The organism is Bradyrhizobium icense (genome assembly GCF_001693385.1).
GTDB classification, from domain to species: Bacteria; Pseudomonadota; Alphaproteobacteria; order Rhizobiales; family Xanthobacteraceae; genus Bradyrhizobium; species Bradyrhizobium icense.
The window spans coordinates 1,763,306-1,785,810 of record NZ_CP016428.1; the positions used below are offsets into that span (position 1 = coordinate 1,763,306).

At 57.6% G+C, this 22,505-nt stretch carries 16 protein-coding genes; 10 read left to right on the forward strand and 6 right to left on the reverse strand.

All coding sequences use genetic code 11. From position 1 onward, the window contains the following. Positions 1 to 132: 132 nt before the first annotated feature. A complete protein-coding gene (locus tag LMTR13_RS08385) occupies positions 133 to 1,680 on the reverse strand; it encodes a glycosyl hydrolase family 28-related protein (protein ID WP_065727475.1) in 1,548 nt (515 codons plus the stop codon). 136 nt (positions 1,681 to 1,816) lie between these two features. Beyond that, positions 1,817 to 2,824, reverse strand: coding sequence for a glycosyltransferase family 2 protein (locus tag LMTR13_RS08390; protein ID WP_083218892.1), 1,008 nt, complete (start codon positions 2,822 to 2,824; stop codon positions 1,817 to 1,819). 185 nt (positions 2,825 to 3,009) lie between these two features. Here LMTR13_RS08390 and asnB point away from each other — a divergent pair, with 185 nt between their 5' ends. The 5 genes from asnB to LMTR13_RS08415 all read left to right on the forward strand — a co-directional run bounded on the left by asnB (position 3,010) and on the right by LMTR13_RS08415 (position 11,621). Next, positions 3,010 to 4,932, forward strand: a complete 1,923-nt coding sequence (gene asnB / locus LMTR13_RS08395; RefSeq protein ID WP_065727476.1) for an asparagine synthase (glutamine-hydrolyzing) — start codon at positions 3,010 to 3,012, stop codon at positions 4,930 to 4,932. A gap of 56 nt (positions 4,933 to 4,988) precedes the next feature. After that, the gene (locus LMTR13_RS08400; RefSeq protein WP_065727477.1) at positions 4,989 to 7,163 is read left to right on the forward strand and encodes a Gfo/Idh/MocA family oxidoreductase; all 2,175 of its coding nucleotides are present in this window, start codon (positions 4,989 to 4,991) and stop codon (positions 7,161 to 7,163) included. A gap of 83 nt (positions 7,164 to 7,246) precedes the next feature. After that, positions 7,247 to 8,941 (forward strand): heparinase II/III family protein, encoded by a 1,695-nt coding sequence (locus LMTR13_RS08405; RefSeq protein WP_197521042.1) that lies wholly within the window; start codon positions 7,247 to 7,249, stop codon positions 8,939 to 8,941. After that, complete coding sequence (locus tag LMTR13_RS08410; protein WP_065727479.1) at positions 8,938 to 10,206, forward strand: nucleotide sugar dehydrogenase; 1,269 nt, start codon at positions 8,938 to 8,940, stop codon at positions 10,204 to 10,206. Before LMTR13_RS08405 ends, LMTR13_RS08410 begins: the two co-directional genes overlap by 4 nt. A gap of 83 nt (positions 10,207 to 10,289) precedes the next feature. Continuing rightward, complete coding sequence (locus LMTR13_RS08415) at positions 10,290 to 11,621, forward strand: glycosyltransferase family 4 protein (RefSeq protein WP_083218896.1); 1,332 nt, start codon at positions 10,290 to 10,292, stop codon at positions 11,619 to 11,621. Between the two features lie 166 nt (positions 11,622 to 11,787). On the opposite strand, the gene LMTR13_RS08420 is transcribed toward LMTR13_RS08415, so the two are convergent. Together LMTR13_RS08420 and LMTR13_RS08425 are read right to left on the reverse strand one after the other, a co-directional pair. Continuing rightward, positions 11,788 to 12,744 (reverse strand): aldo/keto reductase, encoded by a 957-nt coding sequence (locus LMTR13_RS08420; protein WP_083218898.1) that lies wholly within the window; start codon positions 12,742 to 12,744, stop codon positions 11,788 to 11,790. After that, positions 12,737 to 14,320: a GMC oxidoreductase gene (locus LMTR13_RS08425; RefSeq protein WP_065727481.1), complete on the reverse strand. Its 1,584-nt coding sequence runs from the start codon at positions 14,318 to 14,320 to the stop codon at positions 12,737 to 12,739. The genes LMTR13_RS08420 and LMTR13_RS08425 overlap by 8 nt, the downstream gene beginning before the upstream one ends. A gap of 449 nt (positions 14,321 to 14,769) precedes the next feature. Here LMTR13_RS08425 and LMTR13_RS08430 point away from each other — a divergent pair, with 449 nt between their 5' ends. From LMTR13_RS08430 to LMTR13_RS08440, 3 genes are all read left to right on the forward strand, one after another. Further along, positions 14,770 to 16,056 carry a hypothetical protein gene (locus LMTR13_RS08430; protein ID WP_065727482.1) on the forward strand — a complete coding sequence of 429 codons (1,287 nt, stop codon included), beginning with the start codon at positions 14,770 to 14,772 and terminating at the stop codon, positions 16,054 to 16,056. 522 nt (positions 16,057 to 16,578) lie between these two features. Then, entirely contained in the window at positions 16,579 to 17,325 is a 747-nt protein-coding gene (locus tag LMTR13_RS08435) for an FkbM family methyltransferase (RefSeq protein ID WP_083218900.1), read from the forward strand. Positions 17,326 to 17,361: 36 nt separating this feature from the next. Further along, positions 17,362 to 18,165 carry a class I SAM-dependent methyltransferase gene (locus LMTR13_RS08440; RefSeq protein WP_065727483.1) on the forward strand — a complete coding sequence of 268 codons (804 nt, stop codon included), beginning with the start codon at positions 17,362 to 17,364 and terminating at the stop codon, positions 18,163 to 18,165. 888 nt (positions 18,166 to 19,053) lie between these two features. On the opposite strand, the gene LMTR13_RS08445 is transcribed toward LMTR13_RS08440, so the two are convergent. Next, positions 19,054 to 19,806: a Crp/Fnr family transcriptional regulator gene (locus LMTR13_RS08445; protein WP_236843306.1), complete on the reverse strand. Its 753-nt coding sequence runs from the start codon at positions 19,804 to 19,806 to the stop codon at positions 19,054 to 19,056. Between the two features lie 546 nt (positions 19,807 to 20,352). On the opposite strand from LMTR13_RS08445, the gene LMTR13_RS40425 reads away from it, so the two are divergent. Both LMTR13_RS40425 and LMTR13_RS08450 read left to right on the forward strand, forming a co-directional pair. Beyond that, positions 20,353 to 20,490 (forward strand): hypothetical protein, encoded by a 138-nt coding sequence (locus LMTR13_RS40425; RefSeq protein ID WP_156795496.1) that lies wholly within the window; start codon positions 20,353 to 20,355, stop codon positions 20,488 to 20,490. A 222-nt stretch (positions 20,491 to 20,712) separates the two neighbouring features. Continuing rightward, entirely contained in the window at positions 20,713 to 21,339 is a 627-nt protein-coding gene (locus LMTR13_RS08450; protein WP_065727485.1) for a class I SAM-dependent methyltransferase, read from the forward strand. Positions 21,340 to 21,683: 344 nt separating this feature from the next. Here LMTR13_RS08450 and LMTR13_RS08455 read toward each other — a convergent pair whose 3' ends face one another. Continuing rightward, positions 21,684 to 22,409, reverse strand: coding sequence for an FkbM family methyltransferase (locus LMTR13_RS08455; protein ID WP_197521043.1), 726 nt, complete (start codon positions 22,407 to 22,409; stop codon positions 21,684 to 21,686). Positions 22,410 to 22,505 lie beyond the last annotated feature (96 nt).

Consider the following 22,505-nt stretch of genomic DNA (forward strand, 5'->3'; position numbering starts at 1 on the left):
AGCAAAGTCGGATGGCAGACGATCCCTGCGTCGGTACTGTGCATCGGAAGAAGATGAAAAGCGGTGCAATAGAGGCAGGTGAGTGGTGGGTGGCAGCCGATCCCTCAAGCCTGCCGGGGCCGCGGGCGCTGTCTAGATGTTCGCGATCATGAGATTGAAAAGCGCGTTCGTCGGGCCAGCAAACGATTGGTCCGTCGAGATCTCGAAGTGGACGAGATCCCCAGGGACTACGCGACAATCCGGATGGTTAGTGTTCTTGATGATGGTCGCAACCTTTACGCTCCTAGAACCGTTCCTGATGGCGAGCTTCATCGCTTCGGAATCGATTAGCAGTCCGTTCTTGAAGACCACCAGCTCGATCTTTCCGGCTGTCACGTCCGCGTCCAAGCTGACCTCGATCGCCCATATCCAGCCCGCAGCCCCCACGATTTGACCCTTGACCGCGCTCGGTGAGTCGTTCGTCACGCGATCCATGCGCGACGTCAGGCCGTTTTTGTAAAAGCGTAGCACTTCCGTGGTCGAGAAGGTGATGTCCGCCAGTTGCTGGTTGTCCAATAGAAATACATGGGGAGAAATGATGTCGGCAACACTGCGGAACTGGACCCGTGCGTCCTGTGTTGTGGCCACCGTCAGCTCACCTGACTTGCGTGTGGTCGCAACTTCCTGATAGCCGTCAATGATCACTTGCGCGCCGGCGCTGGCGTGAAACACGGAGTGGGGCCGTGTGCTGTCGATCGTCGTGAATCGCATCTCGACGCCTTGGAAACGGTAGGTGCCTTGTTGAGTCGGCCCATTGCCGCTTAGGTCAAAAATGACGTTCCGCGGCGTGTCGGCTACTGTGCATTGCTCCATTCGCCATGCGCGCACATTGACCTCCGTCGTTCCGCCCCAGCAGACGAGCTGAGATCCGCGGCCGAAGTTGATCTCGACGTTGTCGATGTTGACGCTCGAGCAACCCGCCAAATGAATGAGTTCCTCTTCCGCCATTTGCCGAAGCGCGTAGACATGCGAAATCAGGATATTCGGCATCCCCTCGACCGGGTTTGTCCTCAGGCGAATGGCCGCGCCACTCGCTACGTAACCGCTGAAGAGACGCGACATAATACATCCCCACAGGTTCAGAGGGCGACCGGGTGCCTGCACCTCGCGAGTTGAAACAAGTCGACAGCCGTTGTGGTTCTCGCAATTGTCGATCTGAAAATCCGCGTACCCACCGTCGTCGAACAGGAACATGTTTGACTCTTTGTTCGCGATGGATTGATTGCGCGTCCACGCCGCTCGCAGGTTTTTCAGGCTGAAAGCACGGTTGGTCGTATCTCGATAGTCGTGACCGTGGCTGGAGAACAGGAAGATTGGCTTGTTGTTGGCGGCTTGTGTGATGGTGACTCGCCCAGCCTCTCCCGTGATCGCCCAACCGTGCTTGCCGTGTGGAATTGGTAGAGAGTCGGAGATCAAATATGATTGCGGCGTACCGGGGATCACCAGTTGCATCTTGTTGTTGCAGGCGTAATCGATGGCCTTCCTAAAGGCATTTGTATCGTCGTGCACACCATCACCGACCGCACCAAACTTCCGCACGTCTAGTCGGGCTTCAATGCTTTTAGGTTTGTTTGACTGTGCACGAGCTGAACCCGAAAAGCCGCCCACAGCGCCCAGGAAGAGCAAGTCGCGGCGGTTCATGTCTCTCTCCCTCGCGTTACATTCACTGGGCACTTCGGCACGCGCGAACCTTGAACTGAGGTCTTTCTTCCGAGTGTCTGAACCCGTCCGTTCCCAGATGGCCCAAAGGCACGGCAACAGACGGCCCGCAACACGCTTACGCGCTCCGGCGGGGTTCGCTTTCCAAACGAGGAGGGCTGACGTCGAGCCCCTGCGCGTCCCGCAAATGTTTGATGAACGACTCTAGTCCCTCCGCTGCGATCATCCGACGGGCCTCATAGAGCTTGGCGTCCACGAGAAAGAGGTTCCACAAAGCCTGCAGGAAACAGAAAACGAGACCCTGCTGCCCGTCGAGAAACCCCAGTCGAAATACGTACCGATACAGGTAGTACGCCAAAGCTCGAAGGTAGGGCGGGAGAGCGGGATATATATTGGCTTTGATCCTGTGGTAGACAACTTGTCGTCGGGACACATTGCCGCTCAATGCATGCTGCGACAGTCCCAGCTGCAATTCATAGTCGAGCAGGTCAATCATCCTGCGGCTCGAATACTTGTTGTGTTTGTCCGTCCACCAAGTCAGGTCCCGTAAGTTCTCGTCGATCAAGTCGCCAGGGCAGTAGTCAACCAGTCCCTGCTTGACGACGCAGTACTCATCGATCCAACGCTGTTCTACTCTGCCCAATCCTGTCCGCCAGATTTTCAGGACTCGCATGGGGTAGAAGCCCCCGTGGCGAATTGGGCGCCCGAGAAATACGACAAGGCGGTCAACGTAAAAGCCGGAAACGGAGGCGGGTGCGCGCGGAATGAGTGTCGTCATCGATGTGGCGAGCTCTGTCGAAATGTACTCATCTGCGTCAATACGCATGACCCAATCGGTATCGGTCGGCAGGTTGTCGAGCGCCCATTGAAATTGATCGGCTTGATTCTTGAATTTTCGTTGCACCACCTCGGCGCCCTCACGCCGGGCGATCTCGACTGTCGCATCTGTCGAAAAGGAATCGACGACATAGATGCGCGACGCGACGGATTTGAGACTGCGAATGCAGCGTTCTATGTGCAGTTCTTCATCGTAGGTCAGGATGATCGCCGTGAGCGACAAGCCGGAGGACCAACACGCATCTTTTTCGGGCACCTTCGTACCTTCGCGAGCTCCGGTGTCGGCCACATGCTTCTCCTGGTTCGGAACGAGGCGCTAAACGCTGCTGACAGCCGCAGGTTCCGCGGGGGCCCGACACAATTTCATCCGGACCCGATTTAAACCTATGTTTATTCGATCCAATGCGCCTCCACCAAAACGGGAACGCCAGTACGGATTGCGCGTTCCGCACCCCGGTGGGAGGATCCCCTCACATGTGCGGTATTGCAGGCTTCCGCGGTCCCTGGAGTGACCGGCTGCTCGATGCGATGCTCGATCGACTTAGTCATCGTGGCCCAGACGGTCGCGCCGCCTGGCGGGATTCGGAGTCGAATTTCGCGGTTGGCCACGCGCGCCTGTCAATAATCGATTTGAGTGCTGCCGCCAACCAGCCAATGCATACAGCTGATGGACGTTACGTCATCTCATTCAACGGCGAGATCTACAATTTCAAGGAATTGCGCCGTGAACTCGAAAGCGCCGGTGTCGTATTTCGCACCAAGAGCGATACGGAAGTGCTTCTTCGTCTATTTGAATGTGAGGGCCAATCCTGCCTCGGTCGCCTAAGCGGCATCTTCGCTTTTGCGATCTGGGATCGCGCGTCGCGGCACCTCTTCATGGCTCGTGACCATCTCGGCGTCAAACCCTTGTACTACGCCGCGCTACCTCACGGGTTTCTGTTTGCATCAGAACTCAAGGCGTTGACGGTGTGCCCGGATGTATCCCGCGATATCGACACGGGATGCGTGGCGAACCACCTCGCATTCGTCTGGTCATCGTCTGCTTCCACCATGCTAAAGTCTGTTCGGAAGCTACGGCCCGGACATTGCGCCTGGGTCGATGCCAACGCCCGGCTGACGGTCGAGCGATACTACAAGATTCCTCACCCGCCCCCCCGCTGCGAGCGAGCTGAACCAACGGCGTTTCTGAATCTGTTCGATCGGGTCGTCGCGGATCAAATGGTTGCCGACGTGCCGATCGGCGCTTGCTTATCCGGAGGCGTTGATTCCAGCGCCGTTGTGGCGTCGATGTGCAGAGCGACTGATCCCGCTCGGATCGTCACATTCTGTGCAAGCGTGCCGAAGGACCCTACTCACGCCGATAATTTCGGGGACGATATTGTCCATGCACGCGAGATGGCAAGAAGGCTGGAGGTCCCGCTGGTCGAAGTGCCGACTACGGCGGAGCTTATCGATCAGCTTCCCCGAATGCTCTGGGAATTGGACGAGCCGACCGGCGATTTTGCCGCCCTGCAGACCCGGATGATCGCTGCAGAAGCAAAGCGACATGGCATCAAGGTGTTGCTGACGGGCACCGGAGGGGATGATCTGTTCACGGGGTACGGTAGGCACGTCGCGGCGTCCATTTGGGCGGCGCTGGATCAGATCCCTTACGCACGTGGATTGACCTCGCGTCTAATCAGGGGGGTCCCCAGCCGTTCCGTTCTTGGACGTCGGCTCGGCCGCCTTGGTCAGCTGTTAGCCTTGAGCGAGGACGAGATGCTGACGGAAGCCATGAGCTTCTCGAACTGGCCGGCGAGCGAGCGGACCTCGCTCGTGGCGATGGCCCCAGGCCAATCGCTCGAGAGCCATGGCGCCCCGTTTGGCCGGTTGCTGGCCGACACGCGCGAATTGCATCCAGTGGAACGACTGCTGCAACTGGACCTTCATGGATTCGTGCCGGACCTCAATCTCAATTACACGGACAAGATGGGCATGCAGGAGGGGGTCGAACTCCGCGTGCCTCTCCTTGACCTCCGGCTGGTAGCGTTTGCGATGCAGGTTCCGATCTCACAAAAGATCACACTCTGGCAAACGAAGCGGATTCTGCGGAAGGCTATGGCGGGCCGATTGAATCGGGCTGTTCTGCATCGCGCGAAGCAAGGCTTTGGCGTCCCTCTCAGGGCCTGGATGGCAGGTCCTGCACGCGGCCTGATTGTGGAAATGACATCGCCGCGCGTCGTTACAGCGCGAGGCCTGTTTGATGCCGCAGCAGTCGCTCGGTTGCGCAATGCGTTCGACCAGAATCGGAGCGACGTGGCGTTCATCCTGTTCACGCTCGTGTGCATTGAGATTTGGTGCCGTCAGCTGAGCTGCCAACCGTCGCTCGCGAGCACAGATGCGAGAATTGCTGCTTAGTCGCACGACTGGGCGCCCGGACGTCGGCGTAACGGTCCTTGCCGGAGAGCGCGAGGATGAAACAGATCGTCCAAAGTGCAAGCACTGGCGCCCTGTCGGTTCGGGACGTACCTGTACCGCGCGTCAAACCGGGGCATCTCTTGGTGCGCACTGCGGCCAGCCTGATTTCCGCCGGCACAGAGCGAATGGTCGTCGAATTTGCAAAAAAGAGCCTGATCGCGAAAGCAAAGAGTCGGCCTGATCTGGTCAAGCAAGTAGTAGCCAAGATCCATCGCGATGGCCTCTTGGCCACTCTGGATGCTGTGCGAGCGCGTCTCGACCAGCCATTGCCGCTCGGTTATTCCGCTTCGGGCGTTGTTCTGGAAGTGGGCCCTGGGCTCGAAGGCAGATTTCAGGTTGGCGATCGGGTCGCCATTGCGGGAGCCGGAATCGCCAATCACGCTGAGTATAATGTTGCTCCAGGCAACCTGACAGCCTCTGTCCCGGGGGACGTATCCCACGTCGAGGCGTGCTTCGGTACCCTCGCATCCATAGCGCTCAACGGCATCCGCCTGTTAGAACCGAAGCTGGGTGACGTGGTTGGGGTCATCGGTGTGGGTCTGGTCGGCCAATTGGCCGCTCAGCTCCTTGCGATCCACGGGTGCCGCGTAGTCTGCCTGGATTACAGCGCCCAAAGGCTTGCTCTGGCCCGGTCCATCGGTGCCGAATTCACCTGGAATCTTGCTGACGGTAGTCCCTCTGCGTTCATCGGATCTCAGACCAACGGCGTCGGTTGTGATGGCGTTGTGATCGCAGCTGCTACGGATTCAAGGGAGCCGTTTGACACGGCCGCGGACATTGCGCGCGACCGCGCGAAGATCAGTCTGGTCGGCATCACCGGGACGGCGTTTCCGTATCGCGAGTTTATGAAGAAAGAGCTTTCGGTCGTCGTCTCGCGTTCCTATGGGCCCGGAAGATACGACAACGACTTCGAAAAACACAACGTCAAGTACCCTGTCGGCTGGATACGCTGGACCGAGGCAGACAATTTGTCTGAGTGCGTTCGTCTGATGAGTCCGAGCCGTACGCTCCGGCTCACTCCGACAGCACTCACGACACATCGGTTCTCGATACAGGATGCGGAAAAAGCCTATGAACTGGTTACGGAAGGGGCGGAACCGCATCTGGGGGTCGTAATAGAATATCCGGCCGACGAGGAAGCAAGAGTCGGGCCGATCTCGACTATCGAAATGCGGACTGGTCCGAATCCGGATCCGGGCCGCCGCCGGTGCTCCTTGGGGGTGATTGGCGCGGGGTCTTTCGCGCGATCAAAATTGCTGCCCACACTGGCCCGCCACCCCAAGGTGGTGTTGCAAACAGTCGTGACGCAGCGCGGCGTTTCGGCTGAAGACACCCAGCGCAAATTTGGTTTTCGCCGTTGTGGGACCGACGAATCGGCAGTTTTCGACGATCCCGAGATCAATGCAGTTGTCATCACCACGCCGCACAGCACTCACGCGGCTCTCACCGCTCGTGCGCTGTCCGCGGGCAAAGCCGTCCTCGTCGAAAAGCCGTTGGCCCTGACGCGGGACGAAATGAATTCAGTCATAGAAGCTCGCAATACGTCTTCCGCTTTCTTTCAAGTCGGATTCAACAGACGATTCGCGCCGATGATCGCTTCCTTGCATCGGCACTTGGCGCCGTTGCCTGGGCCAAAAAACGTTCTCATGCGCATCAATGCGGGGCAACTCGCACCTGACAGCTGGCAGCGAGAACCTGACGAGGGAAGCGGTCGCATCCTCGGTGAGCTCTGTCATTTCGTCGATTTGGCCCGCTTCCTGATCGGCGCGCCGATTGTGGCCGTCCGAGCTGATGCGGCGCGCCTTGTTCGCGGGCTGTGCGAGGACGTCACCGTCGCCATTCGGTTCAGCGATGGAAGTCTTTGTACCCTTGTGTATACGGCACTCGGCGATCCAGCCTACAGCAAGGAAAGAATGGAATGCTACGCGGGCGGCACAGTGGCCAGCATCGACAATTTTCGGATGCTAGAGATCGTCGCCAACGGCAGCGTGCGACGCCAGTGGAGCAGATTGAAGCAGGACAAAGGTCATCAGGGTGAGCTCGACGCTTTCGTCGCAGCGGTCGTGGAAAACACCGGCCCGCCTGTTCCGGAACCAGAGATTGTGGAAACGAGCCTGGCAACGATTGCTGTTGTCGAATCGCTTCGAACCGGATCGGTCGTGCTCCTATGAAGCCCGGTCGCATCATCAGAACGGTGCGACATCTGAGTGCAGAGCAGTTGTATTATCGCGTACGGACGCGCGGGCAGTGGGCAATGGCCGGGAAGTTTCCCACGCTTTTCCATAGATGGGTTAAAAAAACAGCCCGAGAGCTTCCTGATCCAGAATTTCGCGATCCGCTGCTTCACGCAGCAAAGCATGTTCTTCACATGCAGAATTGCCTTTACGGCGCGCACCTCGCGGAGATCGCAGAAGGGAGATTCCGCTTTCTCGGCAGGACGATAGATTTTGGCGGGATCGATCGCATCGCGTGGCGCATCGAAATGGGCGAGGGCAACAATCGTCTTTGGCGGATGACGTTGTCGTATCTGGGTTGGACGGTGCCGCTCCTCGCCCGAGGCGCTGCGAGCGACGTAGCCATGATACGTCGGGCAATCGATAGCCTCGTGGCCCAGAACCAGTGGGATGTGCCGGGTGTATTCCGAGACGTTTGGCATCCGTATTCTGCAAGTCACCGTCTGATAAACCTGCTTGCGGGACACGCACTCTTGCGTGCTGCGGGCGGGCGCCAGTCCGATGACCTCAAGGCTTTGCTCGGACACGCAAAGTTCTGCGCTGCATTCGTCCTGTGCAATCTGGAGCGAGACCTCCAGTTCAATCATCTATTGAAGAACTACGTGGCGCTGTCGATGTATCGCGCGGCCCTCGGGCAGAACACGCCTCGCTTGGAATTCTTGGAGCGCGCAATACGACAGACCCTGGATCAGGTCGTGCTGAGCGATGGCGGCCACGCCGAAAGATCGCCGATGTATCACGCACTGTGCCTGGTCGACCTCCGAACGTTGAAGGCGGCCAGCACGCCGGCTGATCCCCCTTGGCTGGAAGCAACCATTTCAGCGATGCAGTCGGCCCTTGGCGTCATGTGCCATCCGGACGGCGACATAGGCCTGTTCAACGATTCATGGATCGGCGAGGCTCCATCGGCGATCGAACTTGCACCGCCGCCGGCGGACGGGCGGCTCGCGTTGCCGGAAACCGGATACATTCGACTGGCCGGTCAGAACGACGCCGTCATTTTCGACTGCGGCCCCTGTGGTCCTGATTCCAATCCGGGGCACGCTCATGCAGATTTTCTCAGCGTTGAACTTTCGATCGCCGGCAAGCGGTTCCTTGTGGACCCCGGTGTGCCAACATACTCACAGGGCTCTGCGCGGGACGATTGCCGATCCTCTTCCCGTCATAACGGACCGCACGTCATCGACACCGAGCCGATCGAGTTTTGGGGGTCATTCCGTGTCGGACGTCGAGGGTCAGCACGTCCTCTAGAGAATCCGACGCTCGGGGGTGTGGCGCCATTGTGGGCGGCCGGATATCAAAATGGCTTTCGTCCGGCAGGGGTTGATGTGGCGCGCTGGGTTGGACTGTGGCCCGGGTGCGCTTTGCTCATCGTCGACGTCTGGCGCGGTGTTGGATCCGCACGTGCAGGCGTTCGATTCCTGGTACCGGGGACGTGGTCAGCGTTGCCGTCCAGCGCATTTGCAGCTGGCGGAGTGCAGGTAAGCCTCGGCGTCCTCATAGGAAAAGCACCGCATATCGAGAGCGCCAAATGGTGGCCGAAATTCGGTGAGGCGCAATCTGCGCACAGCGTATTCATACATCCATCAGCGGACTGCGATGGGTCGGTCGCGGCGACGTTGTGGACCTGGGGCGAACGAGCACCGGCAAGGCTTATTGAAGCTTGCGCCATAGCAAGGACCTTGCTTGCACACTGCCGAGGGCATTCGCCATGAAAATCGTCGTCTGCGGGCTAGGATACGTAGGCGTGACGGTTGCAGCTTGCATGTTACGCAAGGGCGCCACAGTGGTCGGCGTTGACGTAAACTCTCAAAAAGTAGAGATCGCTAACGCGGGTCGTTCTCCCGTGAAGGAAGCCGGGATACACGAAATCTTTGCGAGGGCTAGAGCTGAAAGTCGACTAACCGCTGCAACGACGCTTGGCAGTGCGCTTGCGGACGCGGACGTCGTGGTCGCGTGCGTCGGAACTCCGAGCTGCGGGGACGGCTCGCTCGAACTGTCTTACGTCTCTTCGGTTGCGGAGGAAATTGGTATGGCCGTCCGGCATCGATCATCCCAATGCCGGCCGCTGCTGTGCCTTTTCCGATCGACAATGCTGCCTGGCACCATGGACGCGGTAGTCGTGCCCAAGTTGAGTGAAGCGGCAGGAGAGCCACCCGGTCATCGTTATGAGCCAGTCTACAATCCGGAGTTTATGCGGGAATCGACCGCTATTGCAGACTATTTCAACCCTCCGAAAATTGTCGTCGGCGAGCGATTTCCTGGCGCAGCACAGGAGCTGTATGGCATCTACGATGGGATCGATGCGCCCGTATTCAAAGTGCCGTTTGCCGTGGCGGAGATGGTCAAGTACGTGGACAACTATTTCCACGCACTCAAAGTCTCCTTTGCCAATGAGATTGCGAGATTGGCGCTCGCTGCCGCCGTTAACCCGCAAGACGTAACACGCATCTTCTTGTCGGACACCAAACTCAACGTCTCCTCTTACTACCTGCGACCGGGCAATGCGTTCGGCGGATCCTGTCTTCCCAAGGACGTTCGTGCTCTCGGCGCATTTGGGCGAAAGCACGGAGTGAACGTGCCGCTCCTGCACAGTGTGATCGCCAGCAATACAGCTCACAAGTCGTTTGTAGCGCGCTTGGTTCTAGCGCGCGCGCCGAAGGGATCACGCATCCTGCAGTTGGGGCTTACGTTCAAGCCCGATACGGACGATCTGCGCGAAAGTCCGCTGGTTGAACTGGCCGCGACTCTGCTCGAGGAAGGATACGATCTGTCTTTGTTCGAACCGGACCTCAAGCCGGAGCAACTCATCGGTGCCAACCTGGCGTTTGTACGCGCGAATTTGGCGCGACTGCCGGGACTTCTGGTCACCGATTTCGGGCGCGCGGCGGCAAAGGCGGACCTCATCGTCCTCGGAAAGGCGATGCCTGGCATCAAACTGCCGACCGGCAAGCAGGTTCTTAATCTCTATCGCTTGTAGGCAATTCATTGGCGGCTGGGGTTGGCGAGGTTTGTAAATGCTGCGGACGTTGGCTGCAATATAGCCTCCGCCGTGGAGTTCAAATGGTGGAGAACATGGCACCCAACACAACGTTGCCCTCATCCATGAATGTTCTGCCAGCGCCCCATCGGCTGAGAATTGCTCTTGTGTGCAGCCGGTTGCCGTTGCCGATGACCCGTGCAGATCAATTGACCGTCGCGCACCTGATTTCGTACTTGGCCGCGCGCGGTCACTCCTTAGACCTATTCACGCTGGACACGGGAGAGAAGCCGACGCCTGAGCAGAGGGCATGGCTGGATCAGCGCTGTCGCCAACTTCTTGTGTTCCGACAACCCATGGCGCGCAGCATTCTCGGGCTAATCCGGGCTGTCGCAGTCGGCAAACCGATGCAGGTCGGATGGTTTACCAATCGCGCTCATATCCGTGCCGTCCAGCAAGCCATCTCCCTCAGGGAATACGATGTCGCCTACGCCTATTACATCCGCAGCGCCGAAGCGCTCCGCGCGGTCTGCCCCGCTGGGGCGGAACCCGAACTAGGCCGCCCTCCCACGATACTTGGCATGCAGCTGTCGCAGTCACTGAATACGCGGCGGCTTGCGAAGGACTCCGGCAGGCTGCGAGACAAGATCATATATGCGGTGGAGCAGGGCCTGGTACGTCGCTACGAGGCCAATATATGGCGCGACTTCTTCAGGACGGTCCTCATTAGCGAGAGAGACGCGGAAGAAATCCGCCTGGCCTGTCGCGAAAGGTCGCTGCCAGAGATAAGCAATTACATTCTCTCTCCGCACGGTGTTGATACGAGCCGATTCCGGCCTCGTCCAGACATCGACGCCGATCCAGCCACGCTGGTCTTCTCCGGCGTAATGGGGACCAACACCAACGTTCACGCTATCACCTGGTTTGCCAAAAACTGCTGGCCCCGCATACGAGCGGAGATCCCGGGCACGCATCTCCTCATTGTCGGTCGCCGGCCGGCGCGCGAGGTCGTCCGCCTTGCTGCTCACGACCGCGCAATTACAGTGACCGGCGAAGTTCCTGATCCTGCAGAAGACATTGCGCGCGCGACAGTCTGCATCAATCCTATGCAGATTGGGGCCGGCATGCAGAACAAGTTGATCGAGTACATGGCCTGCGGCAAGGCGGTCGTAACAACGCCGGTGGCCAATGAGGGGATTCATGCAATTTCCGGAACGCACCTCCTCGAAGCCGCCGGTGCCGAGGCATTTGCCGATGCTGTCGTCGCGCTTCTGCGCAATCCTGAGATGCGGGCGGCTCTAGGAAAGAGCGCACGCGAGTATATCCAGCGCTATTGGACATGGGAGAAGCTGTTTTCCGAACTTGAATCTGAGATGTTGGCGATGGCTTCCCGTGGTCTCGCAGCGACCGCGTGATCTTTCAAGGCATTTCGGCTCCGCACAACAGTCGGGTGCCACGCGCTGACGCGGTTAGCCCTGGAGTGTTTCCAAAAGTGGGACCGCGTCGTCTCGCGCGACGTACCGCGTCCGCACCTTAACCCTCATCGGCAGTCGGTCGAAGCAACCGGCTGTACACCAGCATTCAGCATGCGTTAGCCCCTGCGGCACTTTCGCTGCTCAGGAATGCAACGACGTTGTCGACATAGTCAGGAGTGTCGCCGCACGCAATCGACCAATTAATCTGAGCGACGCAACGCTCTATCCGCGCCGCGTGACGGGATGAAACGAGAAGTACCGAACGCGGATCCGCAGCCAGTGCCAGCGTTGCCAAGATGGCCGGGTGGGCCTCGGAATCAAAGAAGTCGTATCCATAACGGCTGGAAAGAGCACTTGCCGTTGCGAACCTGGTGGCAATCGCAGTTTGCAACAGCGGGAGACCATAACGCAGCACGCCATGAACCACACGCAACTCCAAGTTGTCGGCAGGCAGAGCATCACCTGGCGCGTAGCGATGCTGCCAGACATCCCCGTAGCGAATCGAGCGTTCGGCAGGTTCCTGCGTCCCGGTACCTAACAGACGAACCGTTCCCGAGGATACAAGTCGATCTAACTCTCCGAGCAGTTCAGGCGTCATATCGCCGGTCGTAGGCTCGTGTAACAGCAGGACGTCGACCCATTCGGTCTTCAGCCTTCGCAGGCTGTCCTCGAGGGAGGAGCGGACTTGGTCGGGATGGAACAGCCCGGTCGTTGCGAGAGCCTGTGCCTGGCGTAGGGCGAACTGCTTGACCGCCGGCAGCCGCAGCGCGACGGGGCGCAAGGTCTTGCGCACCAATGAAAACAGACCGGGGAGCTTGGGCCGGGCAATTCCGACCTTCGTGGCCAGGATGAAGTCGTCACGATGCGAGTGAACAAGATCGCCAACGACATTTTCGGCAAGCCCGTAAAGCGGCGCGACATCGACGTATCTAATTCCCGCTTCGTAAGCTGCTTCGAACACCGCGATGCTCTCCCGTAGGCTTGCGCCGCCGATCAATCCTCCGCCGCCCAATCCTATCCGGCAGACTTCAGCAGCCGAAGCGGGTATCTTGACCTTATGCATTTCGGTAACTCGTCAGCCGGTCACACAAGCGAAGTGCAAGCGCTAGGGCGGTATAGGTGCAATTTGCATATCCTGACGTGGGAAAGGTGGCCGCACCCGCAACATGAAGGTTGGCGGTACCGTGGACCCGAAGTTCGGGATCTACGACCCCGCCATCGAAGGTCGGCGCCATCCGCAGCCCCCCGCATTGGTGATAACTATCGACGCATTCGTCCAGTATCGAAATGTCGCGCGCAGCGATCTTCGGATGAAGCTGCATGTCCGCAATCCCCATCCTCGTCAAGGCATCCCGAACAATCTCGCAGAACCGGGCTATCGTATGGATCTCCCGCCCATCAATCCTCCAATCGAGGCGCACCCCGGGCATCCCGAGGCAATCACGTCGCTCACTATCCAACCTGATCGCACTTTCGCGGAGGGGCACCTGCTCGCAATTTATCAGCAGTCGAATGCCCCGATCAGAATGATTGAAAATCCTGTGCTCTCGAAAATAGCGGCGGATCAGCGGACCCCAGATCTTGACCAAGGCCAGGCTATGACTTGGGATCGTTCTGAGGTTCGGCGGGACGGCTCCGCGTAACACTGACGAGACGAATAGCTTTACGTTATCGATGTGGTGCTGCAACGAGGAGTCAAACTGCAAAACACCGCTGATGTTGAGCAGCTTTTCGGCCTTTTGCACACGCTCTGCCAAGCGCAATTTGGGTTGGTACTTGTGGCCGGCAAGCAGGATGGAGTCAAAGAGGTTGTCGAAGCTCTCGGTTCTCTTGCGAACTAGCCGGGCTGCACTGATTTCCAGATGATCCTGGAAACAACATCCGAGCCACCTGTTGTGGCCCCAGGGAGCTTCTCGATCGTTCTGCGCGGAACTCAGCAAGAGCCGGGTGGCCTCGATAGTCCCGCAAGCGATCACGAAATGCTGGGCCGACACTCGAGCTTGCCGCCCAGTGATCGATTTGATCACGGCCGTCTTTACGTAATTTGTCGCCTTGTCAAATACGAGATCGGTGACGATCGCATGAAGCAACAGCTTTAGATTCGAACGGCTCGTAAGCTCGTTCCGAAATAGTCGCGCCAGATTTCTCTCGCGCAGGGATCGCGTGAGCACAACTTCGATCGCGTCATCAAACACCGGCGCGGCAGCGCGGGCCTGTTTCCAGACATCTCCGTCGCAGTCGATACCAGGCTTGACCCCGAGGAAGTCGGCCGCACGGTCATAATAGGACGCTATGTCTTGGAGCTTCAGCGGCCATCCGCTGTTCTCGACCCATTCTCGGTGCGCGAAATCGATCGGGGTGTAAGGCAGTAACGTTCCGCCCCAGACAATACTGTTTCCGCCGAGTACGCGAATGCGGGCATGCGACAGTCCATTGTGAGGATGCCCGTCATTGATTCCGACGTTCAGTTGTTGTGCGACCGGGTCGACCGTTCTTCCGCCGGCTTCGAGCACAACCACCTCGTGCCCGGATCGCGCAAGCTGAACGGCTACAACAATTCCGATCGGACCGCCGCCGACAACAACGATGTCACAGGCAGGCAGCTCCGTGGCCGATATCTGGTCAAGCTCGAAAATCACGCCAACGGCAACCTTCGCAAGCGTAAGCGCTCGGCGCGGCGCCCTCGAACGGCGCGAACGACGGGGACGCTCAAAGGATTCGACCAGCCTTCTTTGGGTAGGCCGCCAGCGTATGAACGAAGCATCCGACGCTCACCGATGATCGGGGGGTGCCCAATGGTGGTGAATTCTAAACGGCAGTAGATGCAAGTGATTATCCACACGACTACGCTCCAGGCGACACTGCTTGGTCAGGAGCATTTGGACTATAATGAACCTTTAGCCGCCAATATAGTTCCATTCATGCGAAAGGGTCGGTCGCCCGTTCAGGCATGACTGGTCGCAACCGCGGACAGGAATCTGCTCACCACGACTAGCGGTCGGCGAGCAGTATGCCGCGGATGTGCATGGACGTTGCGGTTATTTTTCGATTGTGCGCATCGTCGGCAAACGCGAGCCGGAATGTAAAGATGAACATTTATACGTATCTCACATTAAAGGCATCCAATACCGTTTTCCAACTCGCGTTTGGAATTCTCACCACGTACGTCTTCCTGCGGACCCTCTCACCAGATGTGTTTGCCGCGTACATTTTGATTTCTGCTATAGGCGCTTATTCGAGTTTAGCCGATCTAGGCTGTTCAAATCTTATCTACGTTAGTATGCGGAAGGCGTATTTGGATGGCGAGCATCTGGGGACAGCTTTGGAAGAGGCGTTGGCGGCGCTGTTTACATTTGGCGCGGTAGTTCTGCTCGTGCTTTTCGTCGTCGGTGCACTGATTATAGCGAACGTCATTGATAACCATGGTAGGCCGCTGAATCTCATCCTGTACTTGCTGTTTTGGCTGCTGCTGTTGCCGTGGAACATAGTGAGGACCACCGCGAATGCCGTCGACCTTTATGTCCCTTTCGAAGTCCTCGAGTTGACGCGCCACTTGCTGGTGACCGCATTCTTGATAGCGCTTTTGGCGCGGCTTGAGGTCGGAGAATATCTGATCGCGGTAAACGTTGTTTGGGGGGCTTGCTTTATGATCGCGGCATTTTACGGTCGCCGCTTATTGGGCGAATTCGGCGCCGGCAAAGGCTCGATCGCCGCAGCCGTCGTTCGTCTATATCGTGATCGGCTGGCCAGCGTGAAGGCCGTCGCTGCCTTCAACGTGAGTGCATTCACCATCTACGTCTTCCCATATTTCATAATTCCTGCCATGTCATTTCCCAGGGATGCCCTGGTAGTATTTGATACGTTTTACAAGGTCGGACGTTTTGGCGCGACGGCATACCGAGTGGCCGCAGATGCTTTCCTGCCAATGCAGACACGGGCAGTGCACGAGGGCAGAACGCGAGATTTGATGTCGTCGGTTGGGATGGTCTTGGCCTTTCAGTTCGTCATCTTCCTGGTTGGAGCAATTTGCTTGTTAGCCGGGTCGGATTGGATCTTTCCAGTGCTCCTCAACGGGAAGGTGGAGATTAGCCAGGCGATCGTGTTGATGATGGTGGCAATGCTCTTCTTGGAGCTCTTCCAGCTTACGCTCGAGATAATACTCATCAATTCGGGTTTATTCGAACCGATGGCAAAGTTGTACGTGACCGTGGTGACCGCGCTGGGCACGGTTGCTCTTGTAAGTTACCTATGGGAATTGTCTTTCCCGCTGTTTATTGGAATGTATGTTCTGGTCTACGGGGTTGGTGCAATACTGCACGTTCCGCTTTTCTTGCACTATTTCAGTCGGCAAAATCGCGTCAGCCAGACTGACTGACTTCCGAAATCTGCGGAGATTACTCCAGCTGGCATCGTGGTCGGCCAAAGCTCGCTGCGCGTCGAAAAGTCGGTCTGCGGCTGTCTCGCGAGCGGGCGGCATTCGAGGACTCGCTGCGGGAATTCGGTGGGTTTGGATAGTGAGGCCGCGAACGGCACAACACCAGGCTTCGGCCCCAGGCCTGAACGGTCTGGGCCGCCGAGTGACAGCGATCGCGCGGTAGCAAGCGCTTGCGTTTTGTGCGCGCTGCCTGGAACTCGTTGGCGCCTAGCGTGTTCCCACTGCGCCGCATTCCTTGGAGGAACATGCATTGGCCTCTCTCCTGACGAGACGACCACCAGTTGCGGCGGTCTTTTCGGCCCTGACCCGGTGCGATTTAGCTGGGGAAGATCAACTCGGTGACCGCCGAGCGGTCGGTCGCGCGCGAATTCGTCGGTCAATTTCACGCATGAGGGTGTCTCGCATGCCCCGCGGTCCTCCTGTCGGCGCGCTGTTCGCACGGCAACAGCGGGGGCAGGATTCATGCTGAAGAAGATGGGCAAGTTGCTGGAAGTGCTATCAAACCCGAGTTACTGGAGCGGACTGCGACACGGGATAGCTCCGACCACCGAACACAAGTTGGCGCTGCAGAGATTGAACGTAAGGACGGTGCTCGACATCGGCGCCAACAGAGGCCAATTTTCGCTGCTTGCCCGATGTCTCTACCCCGCGGCGACCATTTATGCATTCGAGCCGCTTCAGCGTCCTGCTGAACAGTTCCGCGCGCTATTTGCAAATGACGCTAATGTGCATCTTTTCCAGGTAGGCATCGACGAGGCTCTGGGTGACACCAAAATGTTCCTTGCCAACGATCATCATGCCTCGTCGTCGATCCTGAAAGCGCACAAGCAGTCACAGATATTCGGCTCGCGAGAAACAGGAGAGGAAACGGTTCGTGTCGGCCGTCTCGACGACTTTCTACCTCTTGATCGCATACGTCCGCCCTGCTTGCTCAAAATTGATGTCCAGGGCTATGAGCTGAAGGTCATAAATGGCTGTCGTGAGGTGCTGCCCCTCGTTGATTATCTGTACGTCGAATGCTGCTATGTCGAGTTGTATGCGCGTCAGGCGCTCGCTCACGAAATACTGCGTCGGCTGGGAGAATTTGGCTTTGCTCTCCGGGGCACCTTCAACCAATACTGCGATCCGGAGGAGGGGCCTGTGTTAGCCGATTTCCTTTTCCAATCATTGAAATCGATGGCCGCGGTCCGGGCGGCTTTGTTGAAGTAACGACGCTACCTCAAGAGCCCCAGGAGCGGACCCGAAATGCTCAAGAGCGACGTTCGCAGCTTCTGGGACCAAGGCTCCGCTGGCGAATTCTGGGCTGTCGGATCGGAGGCGAAGTTGCGCTTCCTTACTGAGGAAAAGTCGCGTTATCAGTTTGAACCTTTCATACCCGCTTTCGCCGACTTCGCCGCCGCAGCGGATCGGGTCGTGCTCGAGATCGGCATCGGCATGGGATGCGACCATCAACAATGGGCGCGAGCGCGCCCGAGACGTCTGCTCGGCACCGACCTGAGCCGGCGTTCCATTGCCTACACGCGCGAGCGGTTCGATTTGTTCAATTTAAATTCCAATCTAATATTGGCCGACTGTGAATGTCTGCCGCTATCTTCCGGCTGCGTCGACATTGTCTATTCATGGGGGGTAATGCATCACACCCCAGATACCCGGCAGGCGGTTCGAGAGGCCCACCGCGTGCTACGACCCGGTGGAACCGCAAAGGTCATGATCTATCACAAATGGTCGCTGACCGGCTATATGCTCTGGATGCGCTACGGCCTTATGCGATGGCGACCTTGGTTGGGACTCGAATACATCTACGCGAATTTCCTGGAAAGTCCGGGCACCAAAGCCTACACCGTCGACGAAGCACGCCAACTGTTTGACCAATTTTCCGACGTTCGCATCGCTATACAAGTGAACTACGGCGACCTGCTCCAGAGTGAGGTCGGCCGACGACACCGCGGTCCGCTGCTCAGCATCGCAAAGAAGCTATGGCCTCGCTGGCTGATCCGCAGATTGTTGAAGCGGCATGGCTTATACCTGCTGATCACCGCAGTAAAATAGAGCCGCGCTTTATCTGCTCGTCCTGCAACGGTTGTAGGGATGGGTGATCGACAAGGCGGCGAGCTACTCGCCCAAACTGCTTCAGGAGCCTGCCATGAGCTTTTCACGGGCTGAGGCTCGGAGACGCTGAGTTGCCTCGACGGCAAAGGTCGGACCAGCGACTGGCTGGGGTCGGGGGGCCGGGACCGCCGGTGACAGATGCGCCACCGCGATCTCGCTCGGAATTGCAACGGTATTCCGTTGCAAGCGACACCGAGCCTCGTCGCCATCGGATCCTGTAGCTCACTCTGGCACTCGATGAGAATGTGGAGAACCTCCCTTTCGCGCCTTCTAACAGCTATGTCCACACGACGTCCGCTTCGATCCATTCGCGCTTTGGGACAGGATCAACAAGCGACTTGCGTCCGGTCGAGAATGCTTAGGACGCCACTTGGCGAAACGTAGGCTTGGAACACGCATCTCCGTCCCGTTCTAGCTGTTCGCAATGGCGCACCGGTAAGAGGAGGCTTGTCCTCAATTTCCTATCGTTGATTTCCATCAGCCGGGGGCCGTCCTTCGCGGATGTTACGCCCTCTTCAACTGCAAACGTTGGGTCTGGCGAGTTCGCGACAAATGTGAGTGTCGGCAAACGGCAGGATGTCGTGAAATGCGAGCAGGCAAGGGTGGTCCCAATAGGGAGACCTGGCTCCGGCTTGCAGAAGAAAGCTTGCACGAGGACCGGCGGATCAAAGCCTTGTTCTGAGTTCCCGACAAGAGAAGCGCTTGTTAAGAGCAAGGCTGGCATCAGGTAGGTCGATCTTAAGGGCTGCTTGAGTTCGAGCCAAGCCGTGATCGAGAATGCGCGCGATCGGCTCTTAGGGCGGAGAGCATGACCGAAGTGCTCACACATCATCGGCCGCCAACTCGGTGCGTCAAGTTGGCGTTGTGTCCGCGGATAAGCGGGTCGATAGTAGAGTCCTGTCCGCGTAGCCGCAGATAGTCGGGGGCAAATCCGGCGAGACGAACCAGCTCATTCCAATTGGTTATCGTAATCGTCTTTGATTGCCACTGAAGAATATTGGCGCGGCGCAAGTCCCGGATGACCCGGTTGGCATGAATCGCGGAAATGCCGCAGGCGGCGGCAAGGCCCGACTGCATGAAGGGTGAGGGAATCCGAAAATCCCTGGCTAGGCCAACTGCGCGCAAGCGCGCTGTGACCTCACATAGCAGGTGCGCCACGCGCGCCAGCGCATCCCGGCTTCCCAAGTTGACGATGCAGTTGCGCGAGGCGGCGGCGTCGGTGAGCAGCAAGAACAATAGCGCGCGCGATATCGACGGCGACAGCGCGGAAACCTCGCGAAAGAACCTGTGCGGCACGGATGCGACCACAGCTGGCCTGAGCGCGACCAGATCGAAGTCGATACGAGGATCGTAGACCGTGTAGAGGTCCGGCACATCGCCCGGCACGTGAATTGAAGTAATCTGTCCGTGGTGGTTGTCGACATCCTGCCAGCAAAGATAACCCTGCAGCAGTAAACAGCAATGGTTCGGGTGATCGCCCTTCTTAAGGACATGGTGACAAGAGTCATAGTGGCAAATGCTGCTCGGCATATTCGCAAGCAGTTCAAGGTCACCGGGCGATAATTCGACGATGCTTGCCAAGCGATCGGCGAATCTTGAGAACGCAAATCCAGTTTGCATACTTCCTACCAAACTGCTTACCAAATTGCGTCAGCACGCCGCCCTTGCCTCTACGGATGCAGAGCGGATTTTATGTCCACTACCTGTGACACCCCCCAATTTCGCGATTGACCGTCGAGTGGACGGTACATCAATGGCCAGTTCGACGCATGGGGTAACAAAAGGTTCCCTTATACATATGAATTGATCTCTTTCAGTCGATTCGAGCGCAACAGCCGCTCTTGCACCGAACGCGGTCAGCAGGGGAACCCGCCGCGCTATAACTTTCGCTTTCGAGAACGCCTTCTCAAGCTGAAACCGCTCCTGCACACGGCTGCTGGAGCGCCGTCGAAGTCTTGTGCAGCGCCCGAGTGTCCTTCCGGTAGCAGCCGCGTTGCGGGTGTGAGCGCGATATTGAGAATTTTGGACAGTGATAAGTACAGTTCCCAGATCGGGCGGCTCGAAGTTGAGGAGACGGGCCGGGATGCGGATCACCGGTGCGGTCGACGTAGGGACGGCGTCTTGTGAATGTTTGTCACGGGCTACCGCCGGCGCGCGGCGGTGGCCGATGCCGAGCACATCAAGATCATCTCGCTCGCCGTCGGCATTGCGGAGGGCACGGTATCCTGGAACACGCCAGGCATAGGCGATAGGTTTCCGACGTAGCTGTTGACGGACAAGGAAAGGCCGTTCTTAATTGCCAACCGTGAGCGCAAACTGCTCCTTGACTTCATCCAAGTTGACGAGACAGAGCTTGGAGCGCATCGGCGTTGTTTTCTAGGAGTTCGTTTCCCGCCGGAATCATGATGCGAACTTTGCACTGAGAGTGCCGTCTTGCACGCTTGTGCAGGTCGAATAAGCCCCGGTTACACAACAAGGAGGGGTACAGTGGTTGGTATTTCAGAGTTCAAATATAGCGGCGGCTCACTGAACGCTTCCCATCGTTACTTGTTGCCCGCCATTCTGAAGATCTTGCACAACACATCTTCAAGCGTTCGGGAGAAATCGCTATTTGACTTGGGCTGCGGTAATGGATCAGTGGCTAACGAAATTCATAAACTCGGATTCCGAGTTGCAGGCGTCGATCCTTCAACCGAAGGCATCGCGATGGCCAAGCGGCACTATCCCCATCTCGATCTAAGAATCGGATCTTCACACGATGACCTTAAGGGACAGTTTGGAACATTCTCGTACGTCATGAGCCTTGAAGTCATCCCGCTTGTCCATGATCCGAGGTCATTTTCCAGAGCCGTTTGCGAGCTTCTTAGAGATGATGGCTATGCTATGATCAGCACGCCATATCATGGCTACTTCAAGAATCTGGCCATCGCTGCTATTGGAAGCTTTGACAATCACGTCAACCCTCTAATGGACTATGGGTATGCTAAGTTCTGGTCGGTAAATACGCTGAGAACTCTCCTGGAGGAGACGGGACTCAGATCAATCGAATTCGTTCGGGTTGGCCGTATTCCAGCGCTCGCGAAATCGATGATTGCGGTAGCCAGAAAGAAATGAGGACGCGCGCAACGTAGGTAAGAACGCTACCCTTAAGGGCGCGCAATACAGACCGCCAAGCGAGTGTCCTTAAGTTGTTTGGGTGTACGTGCTGAAGGGCGCGGCCGCTGGTGTGATTGTCCACCCGAATATGTACGAATCCGGCGGCGGCCCCTGGTTTGGTGCCCTTGGGCCGCTACTGCTTGTTTGGGTGAGCGATGTTCTGAGGGCGCCAGTTCCAGGGCTGGTTCGTGGATAAGCTTGGCCGGATGGAGCTGGCAGGCGGCCCACGCTGGCGAGCCAACTCTGGGCATCGATGTCGTTGAGCTTGGCGATGGCGATGAGGCTATAGATCGCGCTGATCATTAGGCTATAGGTCGCGCTGATCTAAGCGTCGATTTTCTTAGACCCGCAATGTGGGAAGCATCGGTCCAGATCACGTCAAAACCCGCGTGCTGCAGAATCTTCTGAATTTCAACCGGAGCAGTTCGCATTCCGCGCTGCGCGAGAGCGAGAAAATGAACTTCTACAAATACACCGCGTAATCCGGGGGTCCGCAACGTTTCCGTCATGCCCTTCAGCACTTCGAGCTCAGCTCCTTCGACATCAATTTTGATAATCGCCGGTGCATTGAGGGAACACATTGAGTCGCCACGTTTTACCGATGTTCGAATGGATGCGCTGTTCCCAGAATGAAAAACTAAGCTGTCTGCGACGGTTGAGCCTCTCTCAGCTACAAAGAAGTCGGCCTGCCCATCGAAATCAGATAAGGCAACTTCCTGCAAAATCACACTCGGTTCAGTTGCGAACGAGGACTGCAATTGCGCAAAGGCTCGAGGCGACGGTTCGAATGCAATGACCTTCCCATTGCCACCCACGCGATCAGCAAAAAGCCTGGTGTACAGGCCCACGTTCGCGCCCACGTCCCAGACAAGATCGCCCTCCCTTATGTTGGTCAGAAGCAGGTCACGAAACTTTTGTTCATAGGCCTCGCTGAAAAGTCTTCGGTAGATTCTCACTATTGGAGGAAGAATGTGCAGTTGCTGCGCGAGTGATCGAATTTGGATCAACAGTGGATTTGCGTAATTCACGACAATCTCCTGGTCCCTGGTTCAACTCGCTTTAACGTGGCGGCGCGAGGGGATTTTGGATCGCCCGACGTCAAGCGGGCATCGGCGCCGATCCAA